The organism is Streptomyces axinellae (assembly GCF_039532135.1).
Taxonomy (GTDB): domain Bacteria; phylum Actinomycetota; class Actinomycetes; order Streptomycetales; family Streptomycetaceae; genus Streptomyces; species Streptomyces axinellae.
The window spans coordinates 240,547-261,190 of sequence record NZ_BAAARJ010000009.1; the positions used below are offsets into that span (position 1 = coordinate 240,547).

At 71.6% G+C, this 20,644-nt stretch carries 13 protein-coding genes and 1 pseudogene; 3 read left to right on the top strand and 11 right to left on the bottom strand.

Annotated features, from left to right (window positions below):
- Window positions 1-294: 294 nt before the first annotated feature.
- Entirely contained in the window at window positions 295-2,106 is a 1,812-nt protein-coding gene (locus tag ABD339_RS16005) for a DEAD/DEAH box helicase (RefSeq protein WP_344566518.1), read from the bottom strand.
- A 684-nt stretch (window positions 2,107-2,790) separates the two neighbouring features.
- The gene (locus tag ABD339_RS16010; RefSeq protein WP_344566520.1) at window positions 2,791-3,627 is read right to left on the bottom strand and encodes a helix-turn-helix domain-containing protein; all 837 of its coding nucleotides are present in this window, start codon (window positions 3,625-3,627) and stop codon (window positions 2,791-2,793) included.
- 115 nt (window positions 3,628-3,742) lie between these two features.
- Here ABD339_RS16010 and ABD339_RS16015 point away from each other — a divergent pair, with 115 nt between their 5' ends.
- Window positions 3,743-4,807: an aldo/keto reductase gene (locus ABD339_RS16015; protein ID WP_344566522.1), complete on the top strand. Its 1,065-nt coding sequence runs from the start codon at window positions 3,743-3,745 to the stop codon at window positions 4,805-4,807.
- Window positions 4,808-4,918: 111 nt separating this feature from the next.
- On the opposite strand, the gene ABD339_RS16020 is transcribed toward ABD339_RS16015, so the two are convergent.
- The 6 genes from ABD339_RS16020 to ABD339_RS16045 form a co-directional block, all read right to left on the bottom strand.
- On the bottom strand, window positions 4,919-6,118 hold the full coding sequence (locus ABD339_RS16020) for a YeiH family protein (protein WP_344566523.1): 1,200 nt from the start codon (window positions 6,116-6,118) through the stop codon (window positions 4,919-4,921).
- Window positions 6,118-6,726 carry a cysteine dioxygenase family protein gene (locus ABD339_RS16025; RefSeq protein ID WP_344566524.1) on the bottom strand — a complete coding sequence of 203 codons (609 nt, stop codon included), beginning with the start codon at window positions 6,724-6,726 and terminating at the stop codon, window positions 6,118-6,120. The genes ABD339_RS16020 and ABD339_RS16025 overlap by 1 nt, the downstream gene beginning before the upstream one ends.
- 111 nt (window positions 6,727-6,837) lie before the next feature.
- Window positions 6,838-7,743 carry a LysR family transcriptional regulator gene (locus ABD339_RS16030; protein ID WP_344566526.1) on the bottom strand — a complete coding sequence of 302 codons (906 nt, stop codon included), beginning with the start codon at window positions 7,741-7,743 and terminating at the stop codon, window positions 6,838-6,840.
- Window positions 7,744-7,926: 183 nt separating this feature from the next.
- Window positions 7,927-9,543 carry an MFS transporter gene (locus ABD339_RS16035; protein ID WP_344566528.1) on the bottom strand — a complete coding sequence of 539 codons (1,617 nt, stop codon included), beginning with the start codon at window positions 9,541-9,543 and terminating at the stop codon, window positions 7,927-7,929.
- A 376-nt stretch (window positions 9,544-9,919) separates the two neighbouring features.
- Entirely contained in the window at window positions 9,920-10,930 is a 1,011-nt protein-coding gene (locus ABD339_RS16040; protein ID WP_344566530.1) for a hypothetical protein, read from the bottom strand.
- Between the two features lie 438 nt (window positions 10,931-11,368).
- Window positions 11,369-12,385, bottom strand: coding sequence for a hypothetical protein (locus ABD339_RS16045; RefSeq protein ID WP_344566532.1), 1,017 nt, complete (start codon window positions 12,383-12,385; stop codon window positions 11,369-11,371).
- 358 nt (window positions 12,386-12,743) lie between these two features.
- Between ABD339_RS16045 and ABD339_RS16050 the strand changes: the two genes are divergently transcribed.
- Entirely contained in the window at window positions 12,744-13,469 is a 726-nt protein-coding gene (locus tag ABD339_RS16050; RefSeq protein WP_344566534.1) for a hypothetical protein, read from the top strand.
- Between the two features lie 213 nt (window positions 13,470-13,682).
- Here the strand turns inward: ABD339_RS16050 and ABD339_RS16055 are convergent.
- Window positions 13,683-14,816: pseudogene (locus ABD339_RS16055) on the bottom strand (N-acetylmuramoyl-L-alanine amidase); the annotation flags it as partial.
- Window positions 14,817-15,343: 527 nt separating this feature from the next.
- Entirely contained in the window at window positions 15,344-16,828 is a 1,485-nt protein-coding gene (locus tag ABD339_RS16060) for an FG-GAP-like repeat-containing protein (protein ID WP_344566536.1), read from the bottom strand.
- A gap of 181 nt (window positions 16,829-17,009) precedes the next feature.
- Between ABD339_RS16060 and ABD339_RS16065 the strand changes: the two genes are divergently transcribed.
- Entirely contained in the window at window positions 17,010-17,969 is a 960-nt protein-coding gene (locus ABD339_RS16065; protein ID WP_344566538.1) for an alpha/beta fold hydrolase, read from the top strand.
- Between the two features lie 188 nt (window positions 17,970-18,157).
- Here the strand turns inward: ABD339_RS16065 and ABD339_RS16070 are convergent, their stop codons facing one another.
- Window positions 18,158-20,530, bottom strand: a complete 2,373-nt coding sequence (locus tag ABD339_RS16070; protein ID WP_344566540.1) for a xanthine dehydrogenase family protein molybdopterin-binding subunit — start codon at window positions 20,528-20,530, stop codon at window positions 18,158-18,160.
- Window positions 20,531-20,644 lie beyond the last annotated feature (114 nt).

Genomic DNA, 20,644 nt, shown 5'->3' on the forward strand with positions numbered 1-20,644 from the left:
GTGGCACTGGCAAAAGCTGTGGCATTGCGTGCTGACGAGGAACCGGCTCCGCCCGAGGCGAGGACGCCGCGGGGCGAGTGTGACGGGAAACTTAGCGAGCGGCACCGCTGACCGGAAGAGCTTGTCCAGAATCCGGTCCCCGAGCGCCCCTTGTCACCCGAAACATCCCACCTGTCCGGTGACCCGGGACACAGCGCGTCTTCTCCCCGCGACAGCGCCGCACGCCACGGCACCTCACACGACAGAGCCGCACGCGACAGCGCCGCAGGCGACAGGGCCGCACGCGAGGGCGACTCACTTCATGCGGGTCGCCCACTCGCGGACCTTGGCGATCCGCGCGTCGAGCTGCCCCGCCGTCGCCTCCGCGCTCGGCGGCCCCCCGCACACCCGGCGCAGCTCCGTGTGGATCACGCCGTGCGGCTTGCCGCTCTGGTGGACGTAGGCGCCGACCAGCGTGTTGAGCTGCTTGCGCTTCTCCAGCAGTTCCTTGTGCGTGACGACCGGACGCCGGTCGGCCGGCATCTCCAGCAGGTCGGCCTCGTCGTCGGGCTTCTTCCTGCTGTGCGAGATCTGCCGGGCCTGCCGCTTCTGGAGCAGCATCTGCACCTGGTCGGGCTCCAGCAGCCCGGGGATGCCCAGGTAGTCCTGCTCCTCCTCGCTGCCGGGGTGCGCCTGCATGCCGAACTCGGCGCCGTCGTACATCACCCGGTCGAAGACGGCGTCCGACTCCAGTGCCTCGAACGGCAGTTGGTCCCCGGCGTCTCCGTCTTCCTCATTCTTCTCCTGCTCGGCTTCCTTGAGCAGGTCCGCCTCTTCGGCGTACGGGTCCTCGTCGTCGCCCTTCTTGGGCTTGTCGAGGACATGGTCGCGCTCGACCTCCATCTCGTTGGCGAAGGTCAGCAGCGTGGGGATCGTCGGCACGAAGACGGAGGCGGTCTCGCCGCGCCGCCGGGAGCGGACGAAGCGGCCGACGGCCTGGGCGAAGAACAGCGGCGTGGAGACCGTCGTCGCGTACACGCCGACGGCGAGCCGGGGCACGTCCACGCCCTCCGAGACCATGCGGACCGCGACCATCCAGCGGTCCGCCCCGTTCTCGGAGGTCCGGAAGTCCTCGATGCGCTGCGAGGCCCCGGTGTCGTCGGAGAGCACCACGGTCGGGCCGCTGCCGGTGATCTCGCGCAGCAGCTTGGCGTAGGCGCGGGCCGAGTCCTGGTCGGCGGCGATGACGAGGCCGCCCGCGTCGGGTACGGCCTTGCGCACCTCGGCCAGGCGACGGTCGGCGGCGCGCAGCACGGCGGGCATCCACTCGCCGCGCGGATCCAACGCGGTGCGCCACGCCTGGGAGATCGCGTCCTTGGTCATCGGCTCGCCGAGCCGGGCCTCGATCTCGTCGCCCGCCTTGGTGCGCCAGCGCATGTTGCCGCTGTAGGAGAGGAATATGACGGGCCGCACGACGCCGTTGGCCAGCGCGTCACCGTAGCCGTAGGTGTAGTCGGCGACGGATCGCCGGATGCCCTCGCCGTCCTCCGCGTACTCCACGAACGGGATCGGGTTGGTGTCCGAGCGGAACGGCGTCCCCGTCAGCGCGAGGCGGCGCGTGGCGGGCTCGAACGCCTCCTGGCACGCCTCGCCCCACGAGCGGCTGTCCCCCGCGTGGTGGATCTCGTCCAGGATGACCAGGGTCTTGCGCTGCTCGACCCGGTTGCGGTGCAGCATCGGGCGGACACCGACACCCGCGTACGTGATCGCGATGCCGTGGTACTCCTTGCTGAGCGGGCCCGCGCTGTAGTCCGGGTCCAGCTTGATCCCCACCCGCGCCGCCGCCTCGGCCCACTGCTTCTTCAGATGCTCGGTCGGCGCGACGACGGTGATCTGCTGCACGACATGGTGGTGCAGCAGCCAGCTCGCGAGCGTCAGCGCGAACGTCGTCTTGCCCGCGCCCGGCGTCGCGACCGCGAGGAAGTCCCGCGGCTGCTTCGCCAGATACGCGTCCATCGCCGCCTGCTGCCAGGCCCGCAGCTTGTTGGCCGTGCCCCAGGGGGCGCGGCCCGGAAAGGCGGGGGACAGGTGGGTGTTGTTGCTGGGGGTGGTGGGGGTGGTAGTCACGGTCTCCGGTACGCGGGTCGGGAACAGGGCCGCCAATGCGGACACAGCCGCCGCAACCCTACCGGGGGCGCCCGACACCCGCCCGGGGGCCGGGTCCCCCCGGCCGTGCGACCGTGGGGCCCGCCCGCTCCGGGGCGGGGGCAGCTGGAGGTTGAGGGCCGGGGCTGGATGCCGGAGGTCCGGGCCCATCACACTCCGGCTGACGCTTCGCCTCGGCCGGAAGGCGCGAAGGCGGTACGGCGCCGCGCGGGAGGGCATCCGGCGGCCCCCGGGTGGCTCCAAGTCCTCCGCCTCATCGCGGACGGTCCCTCCAACGCCGGGATCGCCGGGTCTCTGACGATCAGCCGGAGACGTCAGGAGGTGTGGCGAGGAGCGCCCCGGAGCAGAGTCCGGCGGACTCGACGGGAGCGGCCCCGCGTGCGCGGGGACGACGACACGCACCGGACCGTGCAGCTGATCACCGCGGGACCAACCCCCGCATACGCGGGACCGTTCCCCGGCCGGCCTACCCAGAAGTGGCGGTCCCATAGTGGTCCCCGCGCGCGGGGCCGCTCCCACGCCGACCACTCGCCCCACCACGCTCGCTCGCCCCACCACGCTCGCTCGCTCCACCAGGCTCGGGGTTCGCTCCACCACGACGGGGCGCGCTCCCCCGCGGTCGGGCGGGGATGCGCGGCCCGGGGGCTACCCCCACGCACACAGCCGCTCCAGCGCCGCCCTGCTCTCCTCGTCCGCCGGGCGGTAGATCAACAGCCTCTGGTCCGGGTCCTGGAGAGGCATCAGCACTTCGAAGTGCAGGGTGAATTCGCCGGCGTCGGGGTGGCGCAGCACCTTGTGTCCGCGGCCGTTGGCGTTGATGTCCCGTTCGGCCCAGAGCCGGGCGAATTCCTCGTTGCCTGCCATGAATTCGGTGATGAGGTCGGTCAGCGCCTGATCTTCCGGGTGGGCGGCCCAGGCGGCGCGCAGGTGGGCGATTCCCTCGCGTACGACGCGCTCGCGGTCGGTGTAGATCTCGCGTATGCGTGGATGCATCAGGCAGAGCCACATCGCATTGCGCTGCGAGAGCGGCAGGGTGCCGAAATCCAGTAGGACATCGGCCATTTCGTCGTTCCAGGCCAGGATGTCGTAGCGGTGGTTCATCAGCATGGCCGGCAGTGGGGACAGATCAGTGACCAGTCGAACCAGTGACGGCGCGGCGGTGGTGGCGGGCTTGTCGGTGGTGCGGGGGCGCTGCTGGGCCAGGCCGAAGAGGTAGGCGCGTTCGCCGGGGGCCAGGCGCAGGGCCCGGGCGAGCGCCTCCAGCACGTCCGCCGAGGGCCGCAGCCCCCGGCCCTGTTCGAGTCGGACGATGTAGTCGATGCTGATCCCGGCCAGTTCGGCGACCTCCTCGCGGCGCAGTCCCGGGGTGCGCCGGGCCTGGCGGCGCGAGGGCAGGCCGAGTTCGTCCGGGTGCAGGCTTTCGCGCCGGGTCCGCAGGAACGCGGCCAGCTCCTGTGTCGCGTCCACGGTGTGGGTCGTCATGTTCGTTCCAACAGCGCGGGTAGGACTGGCGTTCCCAGGAACTCCCATCCCTTATCCAGGGCTCGCGACGGGCACAGGCTGGTTCCGACAGCGGATCACAAGCACAGGAGGACGCATGTCGCTCACTCTCGACACCTACCGGCTGCTGGGCCGTTCCGGGCTGCGGGTCTCGCCGCTGGCGCTGGGCGCGGCGACGTTCGGAACCGAGTGGGGCTGGGGCGCGGAGCGGGACGAGGCGCGCAAGCTGTTCGACCGTTACGTCGAGCGCGGTGGCAATTTCATCGACACCGCCGCCACCTACACCGAGGGCAGCTCCGAGCGGCTGCTGGGTGAATTCACCCGCGGCAATCGCGAAAGCCTGGTGCTGGCGACGAAATACACGACGCTGCGCCGGCCCGGCGATCCGAATTCCGGGGGCCCGCACCGCAAGAGCCTGTTCGCGTCGGTGGAAGCCAGTCTGCGACGGCTGAACACGGACTACATCGATCTGCTCTACCTGCACGTGTGGGATTTCACGACGCCGGTCGAGGAGATTCTGCGGGGCATGGACGATCTGGTCCGGCAGGGCAAGGTCCTGTACGTGGCGATCTCCAACGCACCAGCCTGGCAGGTGTCGCGTATGCAGGCGATCGCCGACCTGCGCAGCTGGTCCCCGCTGGTCGCGCTGCAGATCGAATACAGCCTGATCGAGCGCACCGGGGAGCGGGACCTGATCCCCATGGCACGCGAGACGGGGCTGGGCGTGCTGCCGTACTCGCCGCTGGCGGGCGGGGTGCTCACCGGCAAGTACAGCCGCGGCGACCTGACGGCGACGAGCGTCGCGGACAGCACCCGCAAGGACCTCACCGTCGCCAACGGCACGCTCACCGAACGCAACTTCGCCATCGTGGACGCCGTGACGGAGGTCGCCGCGGAACTGGGCCGCACACCCGCCCAGGTCGGGCTGGCCTGGACTCTCCAGAACCCGGCCGTGACGGCGCCGGTCATCGGCGCCCGCACCCCCGCCCAGCTGGAGGACAACCTGGGCGCCCTGGAGGTCGATCTCACCGCCGCCCAACTGGCCCGCCTCGACGAGGCCGGCGCGATTCCACTCGGCATCCCGCACGATCTGCTCGCCGGCGACTTCGGCCGCACGCTGACCCGCGGCGATCTGAAGGTCGAGGTCCCAGGCCATCGCTGACGCCGCCGTCAGCCGAAGGCCGAGGTCCCGGCCCGCCGCTGACATCGCCGTCAGACCGGTCACCGGCCATACCGCCGTCAGGCCGGTCACCGGCTCGTCGTCGGCTCCCCGTCAGCGCGTCGTCAGCAGGACTCCGCCGTACGACGCCGCCGCGATGACGAGCCAGGAGCACAGGCCGAGCGCGGCGACCCGTACGCCCGTCCTGGCCAGGGACGGGAGGTGGACGGCGCTGCCCAGGCCGAACAGGGCGGCGGCCAGCAGCACTTCCTGGACCCATGCCGCGCCGTCCAGTGCGGTGTGCGGCAGCAGGCCGGTGGTGCGCAGGCCCACCATCGCCAGGAAGCCGAGGACGAACAGGGGCACCAGAGGCGGCCGTTTCCCGCCCGGCGCGGCGGCTCCGCCCGGCGCGGCGGCGTCCGGGGCAACCGGCGAGGTGGCGCTCGCGCGGCGGCGTACGGCCATCACCATCGCCGCGACCAGCGGCGCGAGCATCATCACACGGACGAGCTTCACCAGTACGGCCTGGCCGAGCGCGTCAGGGCCCGCCGTCTGGGCAGTGGCCACGACCTGGCCCACATCGTGCACGCCGGCCCCGACCCAGCGGCCGAACTGGCCGTCGTCCAGGCCCAGCGGGTGGTGCAGCAGGGGCAGGACGGCGATGGCGAGCGTGCCGCACAAGGTGACGAGGGCGACGGAGGTGGCGACGTCCCGCTCCTCGCTGCCGCGCACATCGCTGACGGCGCCGATCGCGGACGCCCCGCAGATCGAGTAGCCGGTGGCGATGAGGACGGGCTGGTCGCCGGGCAGTCCGAGCTTGCGGCCCAGCCATACGGTGCCGAAGAACGTGGCGGCCACGACGCCCGCCACCATCGCGACCGTCGCCCAACCGAGCCCGAGCACGTCGCTCAGGGCGAGTTTGAGCCCGAGCAGGACGATGCCGATCCGCATCAGCCGCTTCCCGGCGAGCGTCAGCCCGGAACGTGCCGGGCCGCGTACCAGGCCCCGGACGCCGGGCAGGTGGGCCGCCGCGATGCCCAGCACGACGGCGGCCGTCAGCATCGGCACGGCGGGCACCAGCAGATGGAGGGCCGAGGCCGCCACGACGCCGAACGCCGCCAGCGCGAGCCCGGGAAGCTTGCTGAGGCGGCGCGGCGCGGGCCCACCGGACACCGGGCCCGCCGTCCCGCGCCCGCCGCCGCCGGATGCCGTGGAGGTGGTGGACCCGCCGGCCCCGGTGGACCCGTCGGCCCCGGTGGACCCGTCGGCCCCGGTGGGCCCACCGGATCGCGCGGGCTGTCCCAGCAGCGCCATCAGGCGTCGGCGGGCAGGTCGTAGACCCGGCGGACGCTGCTGCCGAGCCGCGAGATGTCGGCCCCGTACACGTGCAGCGAGACGGCGACGGCGGCCTCGTCCCCGCCCCCCTTCCCGTTGCCGGAACACCCGTTCCACACCCGGTGGATATCGCCGGGCGGCGCGAACCCGCACACCGAGCCGGCCGGGTTGACCACGTCCTCGGTGGCGACGAGCCGCGCGGTGCCCCCGGCGGTCTCGGCGGGCAGCAGCCGGTAGCGGCGCTCGTGTTCCTCGCCCTGGTGGACACCGGTCACGCACCAGGAGACGTGGTCGTGGATGGAGGTGCCCTGCCCCGGCAGCCACACCAGCGCGACGACGGAGAAACTGCCGTCGCTCTCGGCGTGCAGCAGGTGCTGGCGGTAGCGCGCGGGGTCGGGCTCGCACTGGACGGGGGTGAGCAGATCCCCGGCGCCCAGGTGCGGCGCGAGCCGCTCGCCGACCAGGTAGGCGGTCACGTCCGGGGGCAGCCCCCGCCCGACGGCCTCGCGCACGTCCTCGACGAGGGTGCGCAGCCGCTCCGTCGCGGGCGCCACGCGGGCGGGTGAGGTCTCGGTCGTCGCAGCCATACCGGCAGCGTGGTGCCGGTCACGTATCACGTCCAACGACGTTTTGTTGGGCCGACCGTGCCTCGCGCTTATGGTTCGCCGCAGGCCCTCAGCAGTCGGCCCCGCGCCCCCTCAACAGCCGACGCGCCGCTCCGCCACCCCCCGCAGCGCGTCCAGCACCAGCGCGGTCGCGGGTATCTCCAGGTGCTCGCGCAGCACGTACGCGGACACCCGGCGGCGCGAGGCGGGGTCCAGGGCGCGCCCGGTGACCTTCTGGTGGACGAGGAAGGAGAGCACGAGCCCCGGCATCATCGCGATGCCCAGCCCCTCGGCGACCAGGCTCTGCACCACGAGGTTGTCGTCGGTGGTGAAGGCGATATCGGGCGCGAACCCGAGTTCCGCGCACTCGTGCAGAAAGTTGGCGCGGCAGCGCAGGCAGCCCGCGATCCAGCGCTCCTGGGCCAGGTCGCCCAGTTTGACGGCGCGGCGCCGGGCCATCGGGTGACCGGTCGGCAGCAGCACGGTGAGCTGGTCCTCCAGCAGCGGGATCTCCACCAGCTCCGGCGGCACCTGTTCGCGCAGCCCCGGGTAGGTGAAGGCGAGCGTGATGTCGCACTCCCCGCGCACCACCCGGCGCAGCGACTCGGGCGGCTCGCCCTCCTGAAGCTCGACCCGTACGCCGGGGTGTCCGCTCGCGAGCCGGGCGAGCGCCTCGGGCACGAGGGTGGCACCCGCACTCGGAAACGCACAGACGCTGACCTTGCCCGCCCGCAGCCTGGTGAGCGAGGACATCTGCTGCTGGGCGGTGCTGATGCTGTCGAGGATCACCTCGGAGTGCCGGGCCAGCGTCTCCCCGGCCTCGGTCAGCCGCATCTGCCGTCCGACCCGCACGAACAGGGGCGTGCCCACGGACCGTTCGAGCGCCTTCATCTGCTGGGTGATGGCGGGCTGCGTGTAGCCGAGGGCCCGCGCGGCAGCGGAGTACGAACCGGCGCGCACCACTTCGTGGAAGGTCTTGATGTGCCGCGAGTCGAACATGCCCGAACCATAAGCGAATTTTCACCCCCCGCGACAACCCCCTCCCTCAGCTTTTGGATCACCCCGGCAGCGGCGCCCGGGCGCCCCCGACCGGCCCGTACGGGCCTCCGCCCGGCAGCCACCACGGATCCGTACGGGCGCGCACGGGATGCACGGGATGCACGGGATGCACGCCGCGGCGGCCTACTTCCGTATCCGCCCCGCCACTCCCACCCCCGCCAGGGCGACCACCGCCGACACGGCGTAGACGGCCACGAACGCCCCGGGCCGAGCGCCATCCGCAACCCCGGCCCCGCCCCCATGCGCACCGGCCCCCACACTCACCGCTCCCCCGCCCAGCGCGGCGAACACCGCCCCCGTCAGGGCGAGCAGCAGCACATTGGACAACCCGTCGCACAGCTGCAACGCGGCGGAATTGCGCCCCGCCTCCTCCGGAGCGGAAAGCCGCAGCAGCAGCACACTCAGCGACGAGATGACCATCCCCATCCCCAGGCAGCCCAGCGCCATGGCGAGGGCCAGCGTCCACACCGGAACGGAGTGCACCAGCACGAGCGGCGAGTAGGCGATGGCGAAGGTGACCAGCACCATGCCGGTGCGCACCAGCCGCTCCCGCTGCGGCTCCAGGCGGGGCCGCGACTGGGCGAAGGAGCCCAGCGCCCAGAACGCGCCCCCCGCCGCGAGCGTGAGCCCCGCCATGGTGACCGACAGCCCCCGCTGCGTCACCAGCATCAGCGGTATGAAGCTCTCCGCCACGACATAGGCCCCGGCGGCCATGCCGCGCAGCAGCACAACGGCGGGCAGCCCGCGCGCGGCGCGTACGGTGCCGCGCGGCAGCAGCGCCCGTACGGACGGTACGAGCAGCGCGGCGCCGAGCGCGGCCGGTACCACGGCGATCCACCGCAGGTCCTGCCCCGCGTACTGGAGCAGCGCCGCACCCAGCGCCACCGCGACGGCGAGCCGCACCCGCCGCCGGTCGGCGGGCCCCGGCGGCTTCGCCCCCTCGGGCGGCCCGGACGCCGCCCGCCGCAGCGGCGGCAGCATCACGACGAGCGGCAGCACCACCAGCACCGGAATACCGAGGAACACCCAGCGCCAGCCCAGGTGTTCGGTAACCGTTCCGGAGATCAGCGGCCCGACGACCGACGGCACCACCCAGGACGCGGCGAACGCGGCCATGACGGTCGGCCGCAGCCGCTCGGGAAAGGCACGGCTGACGGTGACGTACAGCGCGACGATCACCAGCCCGCCGCCGACACCCTGAACGGCCCGGCCCAGCACGAAGATCCACATCGTCGCGGCGGTCCCGGACAGCACGAGCCCGGCCGCGAAGCCGACGATCCCGGTCGCCAGCGGCGGCAGCGGCCCCCGCCGGTCACACCACTGCCCCGAGCCGACCATGCCGACGATGGACGTGGTGAAGAACGCCGAGAACGCGAACGCGTACAGAGAGATGCCGTTCAGCTCGTCGGCGGCGACGGGCATCGCCGTCCCCACTGCGGTCGCCTCGAAGGCGATCAGCAGCACGACGGAGACGATGCCGGACGTCAGCGCTCGGTAGGGGCGGCTCAGCACGGTCTCCGTGCGGAGTGCGGCCGAGGTGGTCTCCAGCGCCGGCGTGCTCTCCGGCACCTTCGTGCTCTCCGGTACGGGGGAGGCTCCCGGGACCGGAGGTATGTCCTTCGGGCCCGGGAGCGAGGCTCCCGGGCCCGAAGAGGTGGCCCCCGGCCCCGGAGGCGCGCCCCACGCCTGCGCGCTCTCCATCCGGGCGTCCCCGGCGACCCCGTTCTCGTTCGCTGCCATGCCCCCAAGGTAAGAGGCACACGTGGCCGCTGGCTCCTACCGGGGGGCCGGAATCCCTGGTCCGCTGGACCTAGACCCCTACGACCCGCTACCGCGCTGGTCGTACGCGGTGGCGGGTGCGGGGCGTCGTGGCCGACGCGGGCCCGGGGATTGGTGTGACCGTAGTCACCGGCCGGTGCGGGCCCGACGTGGTCTGCGCCGTACGCCGCACACAGGTATCAGGGCCGCACGGTCCATGGCCGGCGGCCGGTGGTCATATGGCCCTCTGTCGGTGGACACGTGCGGTGCCGCCCGTTGTCGATCGCGCGGGTTTCCAGCCGCGCGGTTGTGCTGGTACGGGGACTACCGGTTTTCATCGGCTTCCGCCGACGCCGCCTCAGCTACGCCGGGAGCGACGTGATCCGTTCTGTGAGGATCCGTTGTTGTCGCGACGGTCGCGGTTGCGGCGGTGGTGGCGCTCCCCGTCGCGAGGATCGCGAGCGTTACGCCGTTCCCGCTCCTGTGGCGGGGCCGACGGAGTTGCCTCCCGTTGGCTCGTCAGCGTTCGGGCCACGTTCGTCGGCGCGGGCGGCAGTTGCGCCAGTTCCGCCGCGACCTCAGCCCGCCGTCGCCCTATGGAGGCCATGTAGGCAGCCAGAGGATTCCCGTCCACCTGCATGGGCGAGGCCGATCCGACGTCCGCGAAAGGCTGCGGAGCGTCGGCGCCCGCCGCCGACTCTCGTTGCAGCTCTCGTTGCAGCGCGGCCTCATTCTCGTTCGCCAACTCTGTGAGAGCAGCCCTGTACCCGGCAAGGGCGGGACTGATTTGCTGCTGCGGCGTGAACTGCTGGGACACCGCGAACTGCTGAGCGGTGGGCTGTGAGTACACGGCCGCGCGCTCATTCGGATCCGGGATCGATGCCCACTGTGTGGTCGCCCACTGCCGGATCCTATCGTTCGCGTTCGGGTCCGTCAGGGTCTGGCGGATGTCCCTGTCCCGCACGTCGAGGGCCTGCTCTACAGCTTGATGGAAATTCCATCCGTCTGTGATCCACCGCAAAGAGGCTCGATCATGCACCCTCCCTGCTTCGTTATACTCACGATCGGCCTGATCATAGTTCTCCCTCCTGGTCCTCGACCGTGGGTGATCCTGCAGATCGAGTGCGGCCTGATTCCGGGCGTTCCAGGCATATCTAACATCCCACGCTGTCTCCCGGAACTGCTGCAAGCTTGCATCCGCATTGTCCCACAGTCTTTGCGTTTCTGGATCCGGCTGCTCATACTCACCCGCGTAACGAGCCCGGAAACCGCGCCTCTCGTTTCGCTCGGCATACTCAGCAACGAGACGTATGTCATCTTCCTGTGAAGCGTCATACATGCCCGTATTTTCCAAACCGCTGGAATACATGGATCCTTCGGGGGGAGGCATTCTCGCTGATTCTCCTTCTCCTTGATGCGGACGGACTCCCGCAAGCTCCCGGTGGCACTCTCCGGGGCTTCGGACCCGCCATCTCCGCGGGAACCTTGCACGTGCGACTACGTCCCCGCACGAAAGCCGGTTCAACTGGCTGCGGAAGCACTCGCATTGGCGCGGTGGCCGCGTAAGCGGAGAGCGCGGATCCGGGAGCCGAAGCGGCCCGTGACCAGGAATGCTGCACTGATAACGGGCCGCTGCAAGACTTTCCGTTGAGCCCTCACGGGCTTCATGCACATGCCCCACTTCTCATTCGGGCCGGGGGCCACGTGTTCATTTGTGGGGATTCGACCCCCGCCCACCGGGGGCGCCCGATCCGGCGAGAAGGGGCCGCCTGGCCCCGGCGGGCCGTTCCGGAGCCCGGTCAGGCGCTCACCTGCCCGGGGAAGAGCTGCGGCGCGGTGACGTGCTCGATGAGGGGCGATGGGGAGCATTGGCGTAGCTGTTGCCGGAGCCATTGGCATTGCCGGCGTTATCCGTTCGGACACGCGGATTTCGCGGTTGCCGGCCGTAGTAATTCTGCTCTCCCGCCAGCGCTTGCGCCACATTTGCTTGAGCTGCGGGCACAGGCGCTGTTGCCAGAATGCCTGAATCCATGGGCGGTTGGAAGACGGGAACGGGTGCCGCGATCCCCGGAGTCATGGGCGCTTGGTCCACCGACGGTTGGGCCGGAGCCGCCGCGTCAAAACGCATGGATTCAAAGAGGGAGGCGTAGTCCTCAGCGCTGAGGAACTGTTCATCCGCGGGCTGTGGGTCCACCAATCCACCCGACATCACCGCATTGGCTGGCGCGAAGCGCTCGGCGGGCCACTGGCTCTGTCCCGGGGGCTGATCAGCCTCCATCCCTGCGAGCCGTGCCGCGTTGTCTTCGTACATACCCCAGAGGTCGGCCTGGTACTGGGCCAGGGGATTCCCTCCTCCCGCTCCGAACTGCGGGGCCGCAGGCTGTTGGGCCATCTGCCGCTCGGCGGCCTCCGGTTGGGTGGCGTTCCGCTGGGTGACACCCTGTTGCTCGTCCCGGGCATCCAGATGTCGCCTCGCACGTTCGTGGAAGACCGTCCCGCGGTCCACCCACTCCGCAACGGCTTGATGGTGCCGGGTCGCTGCCTCCGCGTGAGCCTCCTGGTCCCTCCTTTCGCCGGCATGTACAACGTCGGACAGGGTCTGCCTGACACCCTCCATCGCCGCCTCCGCGCCATCGAAATGGCGCTGCATGACGCCCAGCCCGTTGTCGCTAATGTAGCGCTCAAGACCGCGCTCCTGCACATTTTCATAGCGCAGCCGGTTAACGTACATGAGAGCAGCTCGCTGCTCAGGGGTGTAAAAGTTCGATCGGCCTTGGTCGCCGGAACCGCCGGAACCACTGGAACCGCCGCCGCGAGAATCCATTGTCGCCGACTCTCCTTTTCATGCCGCAGCCGGATACCCGAGAAGTGCCGGGCGTGCTGCTCGGAGCTTCGGGGCCGCCGACTTCGTGTGACCCTTCCCCAGGCCACAACGTCCCCGCGCGGGAACTGGTTCAACGGGTAACCAGTAACAGGTAACAGAACGGCCGGCAGTCGCCTTGACGCGGCACCCGTCAGGGAGGTCGGCGAGGCCGGGGCCGAGGCGGCCGGCGGCGACCGGTACCGCAACGGACCTCCCTTCCGGTTGCGCCGCCGGGACCGCCTGAACCCTCCCGGCCGCGGATCCGTTGGGAGAGGTTGACGGAGCAACACGACGCCGACCGCTTGAGGAGCTTGGCCGCATGCCGGTGGACTACTCGACACAAGACGTGATCAACGCTCTGAAAATTGATTACAACTTGCAGCAGATCGGAGTCCCCGGGACTCCCGCATACCGAATAGGTGAGCTGGAGCTCCACCCCATGGAGGGCAATGTCAGCGTCCCCGGCAACACGGTATTACTCAAGAACGCTCTGGAGAACTGGTGCTTCAAGGGGCGTGTGATGACCAGCCCGGCCGAGTTCATCGACGCGTCTGCCGCCCTTGCCGCTGTGGACGGAATGCTGACCGACGGCGGCAGTCTGCGGGCCTCGCCCCAGGCGGCCTCGCGCGCGTACATGCGCAATGCCGCCTACCACAAGATCTACCTCGTCAGACCGGTGGACCCGCAGTTCACGGGCCTGGACATGAGTGTCTTCGACCGGGCGAACGATCCACGGGTGCAGCCGCAGGTCCGGGCCCGGGGATACCGGTCGGGGGCCTCTCAGCACACCCTGCCCTCCCTCAACTCGGCCCTGCAAGGACCCGTGGGCCCTCCGCCCCCCATGTCCCCGAGCGTGGCCGCGGCGGCCAGGGCGGCGGCCCTGCCTCAGACCTTCGTCGGCATCCCCTTCCCGGTGCCTTCTTCGAACCAACGGCCGCCCCAGTCGCCCCCGTCCCCCTCCCAGGGCACGGCACACCCCCCTGGCGCTGCGCCGAGGCCCCCGGAAGGGGACGGGCGAGGGCGCGGGCGAGGAGGCCGGTCCTGACCGGAGCCGCAGGCGGGGTGGTGGGGGGAGGGTGGCCGCGGCTGCACGGCTGCGGCGGCGACGGCCCCCCCTCCCGCGGGACGGTGGGCCTCCGGCTGCGGGACAGCGAGTCTCCTGCCGCGCGACGGTGATGCTCGTACGCCGACGGCCCGGCCCAGTCGGTCCGGGCCGTCGGCGTACGAGCCCCGTCTCTTCGGCGCGCCCCTGCTCTCAGCCCTTCACAAGCTTCATGTACGTGTCCCAGTTCCAGTGCGGCCCGGGGTCCGTGTGATCGTTTCCGGGGGCCTCGCTGTGGCCGATGAGGTGGTCGCGGTCCAGGGGTATGCCGTGCTCGTCGGCGAGGTGGCGGGTCAGCTCGGCGGAGGAGCGGTACATCGCGTCGGTGAACCAGGACGGGTCATCGACGTAGCCCTCGTGCTCTATGCCCACCGAGGAGGCATTCGCGCTGCGCGCGTGGTAAGCGGTGTCGCCGTCGCGCACCGTCTGGGTGACCTCGCCGTCCTTGGAGCGCACCACGTAGTGGGAGCTGACCTGTGCGTCCGGGTTCTGGAACCAGCTGATGGAGCCGGCGTAGGAGCCCTGGGTCACATGGATGATGATCTTGTTGAGCTGCTCCGTCCGGCCGGTGGCGAAGTTGTTGGCGTGAGCGGCGGCCCACTTGGCGTCCGGGTAGTCCGGACTCTTCGCCTCCGGGCCCGACTTGGCGACCTTCGACGTGTCGGGGGCGATGTGCCGCGCGCGCACCGAGACGCGCTCACCGTCGGGCGCCTTCCCGCGCACGCCCTTCGCGAGGAACGTGTAGACATCGTCCGCGTACAGCCGCGCCGTCGCCCCTCTCGCACCGCCGTAGCGCGCGACGGCCGGGTACCAGGCGTCGGTGTCGCCGCGTTCGGCCGCGTCCATACCGAGCTGGTCGGCGTAGGCGCGCAGTACGGCGGCCCCGCCGTGGATGTTGGCGTCGGTGTCCTCGCGCAGCTCGGCCACCGGCCGGCCGGTGAGCTTCGCCGCCTTCTCCAGGGTGTGCCGCGCGGGGTTGCTGACCAGGTGCATCACGCCGTACCCGTTGGCCTGGCTGGGCTTGCCGTCGTGGCCGTCGAGGTGGGTCTCGCTGTGGCCGAGGGAGACGAGCACGTCGCGCGGAACGCCGTACTCCTCGGCCGCCGAGGCGAACGAGTCGTTCATGGTGGGGCCAGCGGGACGCGCCTTCTCGGCCGGCCCGGCCGTCGCCGTGGTGCCGGTGGCGAGCAGCGCTCCGGAGGCGAGTACCGCGAGTGCCACCGCGACGGCGGGCACTCGGCCGGATCTCCGCGATCCGGTGACTGAGCGCGTGGAGGGCAGGGGGGACATGACTGCTCCCGAAGGTGGTGGGGGGAAGCGGTGATGGACCGAACCGTGGGGGGACGGGGCCGACGCGTGCACGGCGACGGCCAGTGGACGCGGCTCCGGACGCCACGAGCCCGGTCAGACTAACGAGATGGCCGAAACATGACAATGAAATCTACGCGCGTCCCGCCCCTCACGGAGCAACTGACGCACCATCAGCAACGGTTCCACCGCGGGCAGTCACGGGCACGGGGCCCGAACCTCCTGCTCGTCGTCGGCCGAGGTAGGGCGCGCGAGCGTCACCGGTCAAACCGGTGACGAAAATGAGGGGTGGTCCCTTTCGGGGGTGGGCTCTTCGCACGCCTGGGCACTCGGACGGTACGCCTCCCAGGATCACCCCGGCGACGGGAACAGCGACCGCCCCCGCACACAAGTGAGCCCCCGTCCACCCCGGTTGAGGGTGGGCGGGGGCTCAAGGCTCCGCGGCCGGGAGGCGGTTCATCGCGAACCGCCTCCGACGGGATCAACGCGGCGGGATCAACTCACCCCGATCAGTGGGAGAAGCTGGTGCCCAGGGCCGAGTGGTCCTCCGGGGCGCCCAGCGTCTTGGGGCCGTAGGAGATGACGCCCTTGGTGGTCAGGCCGGAGCCCGAGCCGCGCAGCACCCACACGGCGCCCGCGTCCGTCGCCTCGTCGCCGGAGCCGTCCTCGCCGGGTGCGCCGATCGCGAGGTCGTCGTGGCCGTCGTTGTCGGTGTCGCCGAGGGAGACGGCCGAGCCGAAGCGGTCGTCGGCCTCGATGGCGCCGGGCACGCCCTTGGTGTTCTGGTGGAATGCCTGCGAACCGGTGCCGGTCAGGCCCTTCTTGCCGCCCAGGAGCAGGACGACGGCGCCGGTGTCCTTGCCGTCCTTGCTCTTGCCGATGTCCTCATAGGGGGCGCCGACGGCGATGTCCGCGTAGCCGTCGCCGTTGACGTCACCGGCGGCGAGGGCCTTGCCGAACTCGTCGCCCTTTTCGTTGGAGCCGGGCACGCCGGGGCTGTTCTGGGTGATCTTGGTGGTCTTGGTGCCGAGGCCGTCGGCCGTGCCGTAGATGACCTTGAGGGTGCCGTGGTCGTACGGGAGGTCCTCCAGCACGCCGCCGGGCACGGTGCGGATGACGAGGTCGCCGAAGCCGTCCTTGTTGACGTCGGCGATGACGCCGGTCTCCGCGTCGTCGGTGGGCTTGGACTTGGCCTCCAGCCCGTCCTTGGTGCCCTTGAAGAACTCGCTCTTCTCGGACTTCTCCTCGAAGGAGTGGGTGGTGACCAGGTCATCGACGCCGTCGCCGGTCACGTCGCCGGAGATCAGCTTGTCGGCGCCGAACTCGTGGCCGGTGTCGGACTCGGAGGTCTTGGCAGGCTTGCCGTCCCGGCCGAAGCCGCCGTACAGCACGTTGACCTTGCTGCCGTTGCCGTCCACGGCCAGGTCGGCCTTGCCGTCGCCGTTGAAGTCGCCCGCCGCCAGGGCGCGTACCGAGTTGACGCCGGGGACCACGACGCCGGCCTCTTCGGCCGCGGCGGACTTCAGGGTCTTCCCCTTGGCGCCCCACAGGATGATGACCTTGCCCGCGTCGGTGAGGGCGAGGTCGGTGATGCCGTCGCCGTCGAAGTCGCGGGCCACGCTCGATTCGCCGAACCGGCCGCTGTTGGTGGCTTCGCCGGGCACGCCCTTGGTGTTGGCGCTGAAGATCTGGCGGTGGGTGGTGCTGGCGCCCTTGGCGGAGCCGTACGAGATGGTGATGAAGCCGGCGTCGTGCTTCTTGCCGATGGGCGCCCGGGGGGCGGAGCTGACGGTGTCGGCGTAGCCGTCGCCGTTGAAGTCGGTCTTGAAGGCCGCCGCCTTGCCGGCCTTGCCCTTCGCCGCGAGGGCGGTGTCCTTCTGCTGCCCGGCGCCCGACGATGTCACGGCGGCGAACGCGGTTCCGGCCACCAGCGCCGACACGCCTACGACGCGGGCGACGGTGCGGATGGCTGCGGCGTGTGTCCGTTGAGCCACTTGTCCTCCTGCTGGTCGAAGCGCGGGATCCGGCAAGTGTGTGACGGGGGGTCAGCCCGCATGGTACCGGGAGCGCACGGTAATCGTACGCCCATTGCAATCTGAACGTACGACACTTCAGACACACGAAGACCACCTTTGGTTGCACGGCCTTCGCATCCCTGGCGGCAAACTGGTACGCATGCCGCACTTCACCTCCTACGACGGAGCACGGCTCGCCTACCACGTCCGGACCGCCGACCCGGCCGGGACCGGAACCCGCCACGACACCGGAACCCGCCCTGATATCGGGGCCCACCCCGGGGCCGGAGCCGGGGACGGCCGCGCGCCCGGCACCCCGCCCCTGGTCTGCCTGGCGGGCGGCCCGGCGCGCGAGGCCGCCTACTTGGGAGACCTGGGCGGGCTCGGCGCCTACCGGACGCTGATCGTCCCCGACATGCGCGGCACCGGAGACTCCCCACCCGCCGCCGACCCAGCCGCCTACGCCTTCACCGCCCACGCCGAGGACCTGGAGGCCCTGCGCGCACACCTGGGCCTGGAGCGCTTCGCGCTCCTCGCGCACGACGCGGCGGCGGCCACCGCGCAGGCGTACGCGGCTCGCTACGCCGACCGCCTCAGCCACCTCGTACTGCTCAACCCCGGCTCCCGCCTCCAGAACCAACTCCCCGACGACGCACGGCAGATCTTCGAGTCGCGGGCCGCCGACGAGGACTGGTGGGAGGACGCCTACGTCGCCGTACAACTCCTCGGCCACGCCACCGACCTGGACGAGATCCGCGGACTGCTGCTGCGCGCCGCGCCCATGGCGTACGGCCGCTGGGAGCTGCCCCAGCAGGAGCACGCGGCGGCCGAGGGCGAACAGCTCAACCCGGTGCCGCGCGCCGCGTTCTGGCAGGGCGTGGGCGAGGAGGAGCGGCTGGCGCTGCTGGGCAGGCTGAGCGCGGTGCGCGCCCCCGTGCTGGTCGTCACGGGCGACCTGGACGCCATCACCGGGATGCGCGCGGGCGAGGCGGTCGCGGCCTGCTTCCCGCACGCGCGGCTGCGCCCCCTGCACGGGGTGGGCCACTATCCGTGGGTGGACGAGCCGGAGATGCTGCGTCCGCTGGTGGAGGATTTCCTCGCGGACGCGCCGGAGCGGTGATGCCTGGCCGGCGGGCCCGGCAGATTTTCTGTTGCTCTCTTTCCCGGTGCCGAGCTGTTGCTCACGATCCGGTGCTGAGCAGGGGCTGCCCCCGACCCCGCCATGGAGCGTGCAGGTCCGTAGTCGCCGGCCGCGCAGTTCCCCGCGCCCCCTTCGGATCGCCCTCTTCGGGCCCGAAGAGGGCGTGCTCAGCCGGAGTGCTGCTGGGCGCCGACCGCCGCCTGGGGACGGATGGGGAGGCGGTTGACGGGGCGGCCGGTGGCGGCCCGTACCGCCGCCGCCACCGCGGACGGGGTGGTGACGACCGGCGCCGAGGAGACGGGCTTGGCGCCGAACGGGGCCACCACGTCGCGCTCCTCGACCAGTTCCACGATGCGGATGTCCGGCGCGTCCAGCGCGGTCGGCAGCGCGTAGGCCGTCAGATCCGGGTGGCGCACCACGCCCTTGGCGACCCGCAGGTGCTCGGTGAGCGCCGTGCCGATGCCCTGGGTGACGCCCGCCTCCAGACGGGCCCGCAGCTGGCGGGGGTTGAGGACGCGGCCCACGTCCTGCGCGAGGGCGACCTCGACCACGCGCACGGAGCCCAGTTCGATATCGACGTCCACGACCGCGCGGACGGCGGCGAAGGCGAGGCCGACGAACGCGTCGCCCTGGCCCGCCTCGTCCAGCGGTTCGGTCGGGTGCGGGCGGCACTGCGCCGTCGCCCACAGCTCCTTGCCCTCCAGGGCCTCCGCGACGGTGGTGGACAGCACCCCGTCGTACGAGGTGATCTTGCCGTCCGCGATCGACAGCAGCTCCGTGGACATCCCGAACTTCGCCGCCAGCGGCTGGAGAAGCTGGGTGCGCACCATCTTGGCCGCGCGCTCGACCGCTCCGCCCGACACCCAGGTGTGCCGGCCGCGCCCGCTGGCGCCGGAGGGCGGCTGGTCGGTGTCCACGGAGGCGATGTGCACCTCGTCCAGGCCGAGGGTCTCCTGCACGATCTGCCGCGCCAGGGTGTCGAAGCCCTGGCCCGACTCGACCGCCGCGCACATGACCGTGGCGACGGGGCCGCTGACCTTGACGGTGGCCGTGGACACCTCGTCGGTGCCCTCGGCGCCGAGCATGTGCACCATGCCGAGCGCGTAGCCCACCCCGCGCCGCACGGCGGCCGGGTCGCCCGCGCCCTCGGGGCCGCCGGGCAGCAGCCAGTCGGACTCGGGCGCGTCCTTGGGCAGCGGGGGCAGCGGCGTCTCCCGTACGGCGGTGAGGAGTTCGGCCACCGGCGCCGGGCAGGTGACGGTCTGGCCGGTGGGCAGCAGGTCGCCGGTCGCCAGCACGTTGCGCATCCGCACCTCGGCCGGGTCCAGGCCCAGCCGCTCGGCGAGCTTGTCCATCTGGCCCTCGTACGCGGCGCACACCTGCATGGCGCCCTCGCCGCGCACATGGCCCGAGGGCGGGTTGTTGGTGCGCACCACCCAGCCGTCGATCACCGCGTGCGGCACCACGTACGGCCCGGCGGCGAAGGAGACGGCGGCGGCCAGCGCGTCGGAGGAGGTGTCGGCGTAGGCGCCGCCGTCCAGCAGGATCTGCGCCTCGACCTTGACCAGCTTGCCCTCGCCGTCCGCGTGGTGGCGGTAGCGCAGCAGGGTGGGGTGGCGGTGCGCGTGGCCGAGGAAGGACTCCTCGCGGGTCAGCGCGACCTTCACGGGGCAGCCGGTGCGCATCGCCAGCAGCCCCAGCGGGACTTGGAGCGCGGCGTCCTCGCGGTCGCCCATGGCACCGGGCACCCCGGTCACCACGATCTTGACCTGCTCGGGCGGCAGCCCGAAGCAGGCGGCGGCCAGATCGCGGTCGGTGTGCGGGTCGGTGGAGGCGGTGTAGATCTCCACGCCGCCGTCCGGCCGGGGCACGGCCAGCGCGGCCTCGGCCCCGATCGGCGCGGGGTCCTGGCGGCCGACGCGGTACAGCCCCTCGACGACGACCTCGCCGGTGGCGTCCGGGTCGCCGTAGCGCAGCGGGATGTGGCGCAGCAGGTTGCCGTCAGGGTGCAGCGGCTCGGACTCGAAGGACTTCTCCGGGTCGCTGACCGGCTCCAGCACCTCGTACTCGACGACGATGGCGGCTGCGGCCAGCCGGGCGGTGTCCGGGTGGTCGGCGGCGACGGCCGCGATCGGCTCGCCGAAGTAGCGCACTTCGTCGCGCGCGAAGGCGGGCTGGTCGGCGATCTTCCGGCCGTGCGAGGAGTCCCCCGTCACGTCCTCGTGCGTCACCACGGCGTGCACGCCGGGCATGGCGGCGGCCGGTTCGGTGTCGATGGACACGATCCGCGCGCGCGGGTACGCGGAGCGGTGCACCGCGGCCCACAGCAGCCCCTCGGCCCACAGGTCGGCCGCGTAGGGGAAGGTGCCCTGCGCCTTGGCGTAGACGTCGGTGGGCATGACGGAGGCGCCGAGCCCGTGCGGCTCGGGCGCGTTGCGCGAGCCGGTGGGCAACGGGGTGCCTCCGGCGGGGGTCGCCGTGGCGGCGCCGGAGCCCGTGCCGGGGCCGGCGCCGGGGTGGCCGTCAGCCGTCTCCGTCATACCGCCGCCTTTCTGTGCCGGGCGCCCGCCGCGCCGTGCTGGTGCCCGCCGCCCGCTGCCGCGTGGGACGCGCGCCGGGTGTGGGTGGGGTGTCCTGCTCGCCGCACGCCTGCT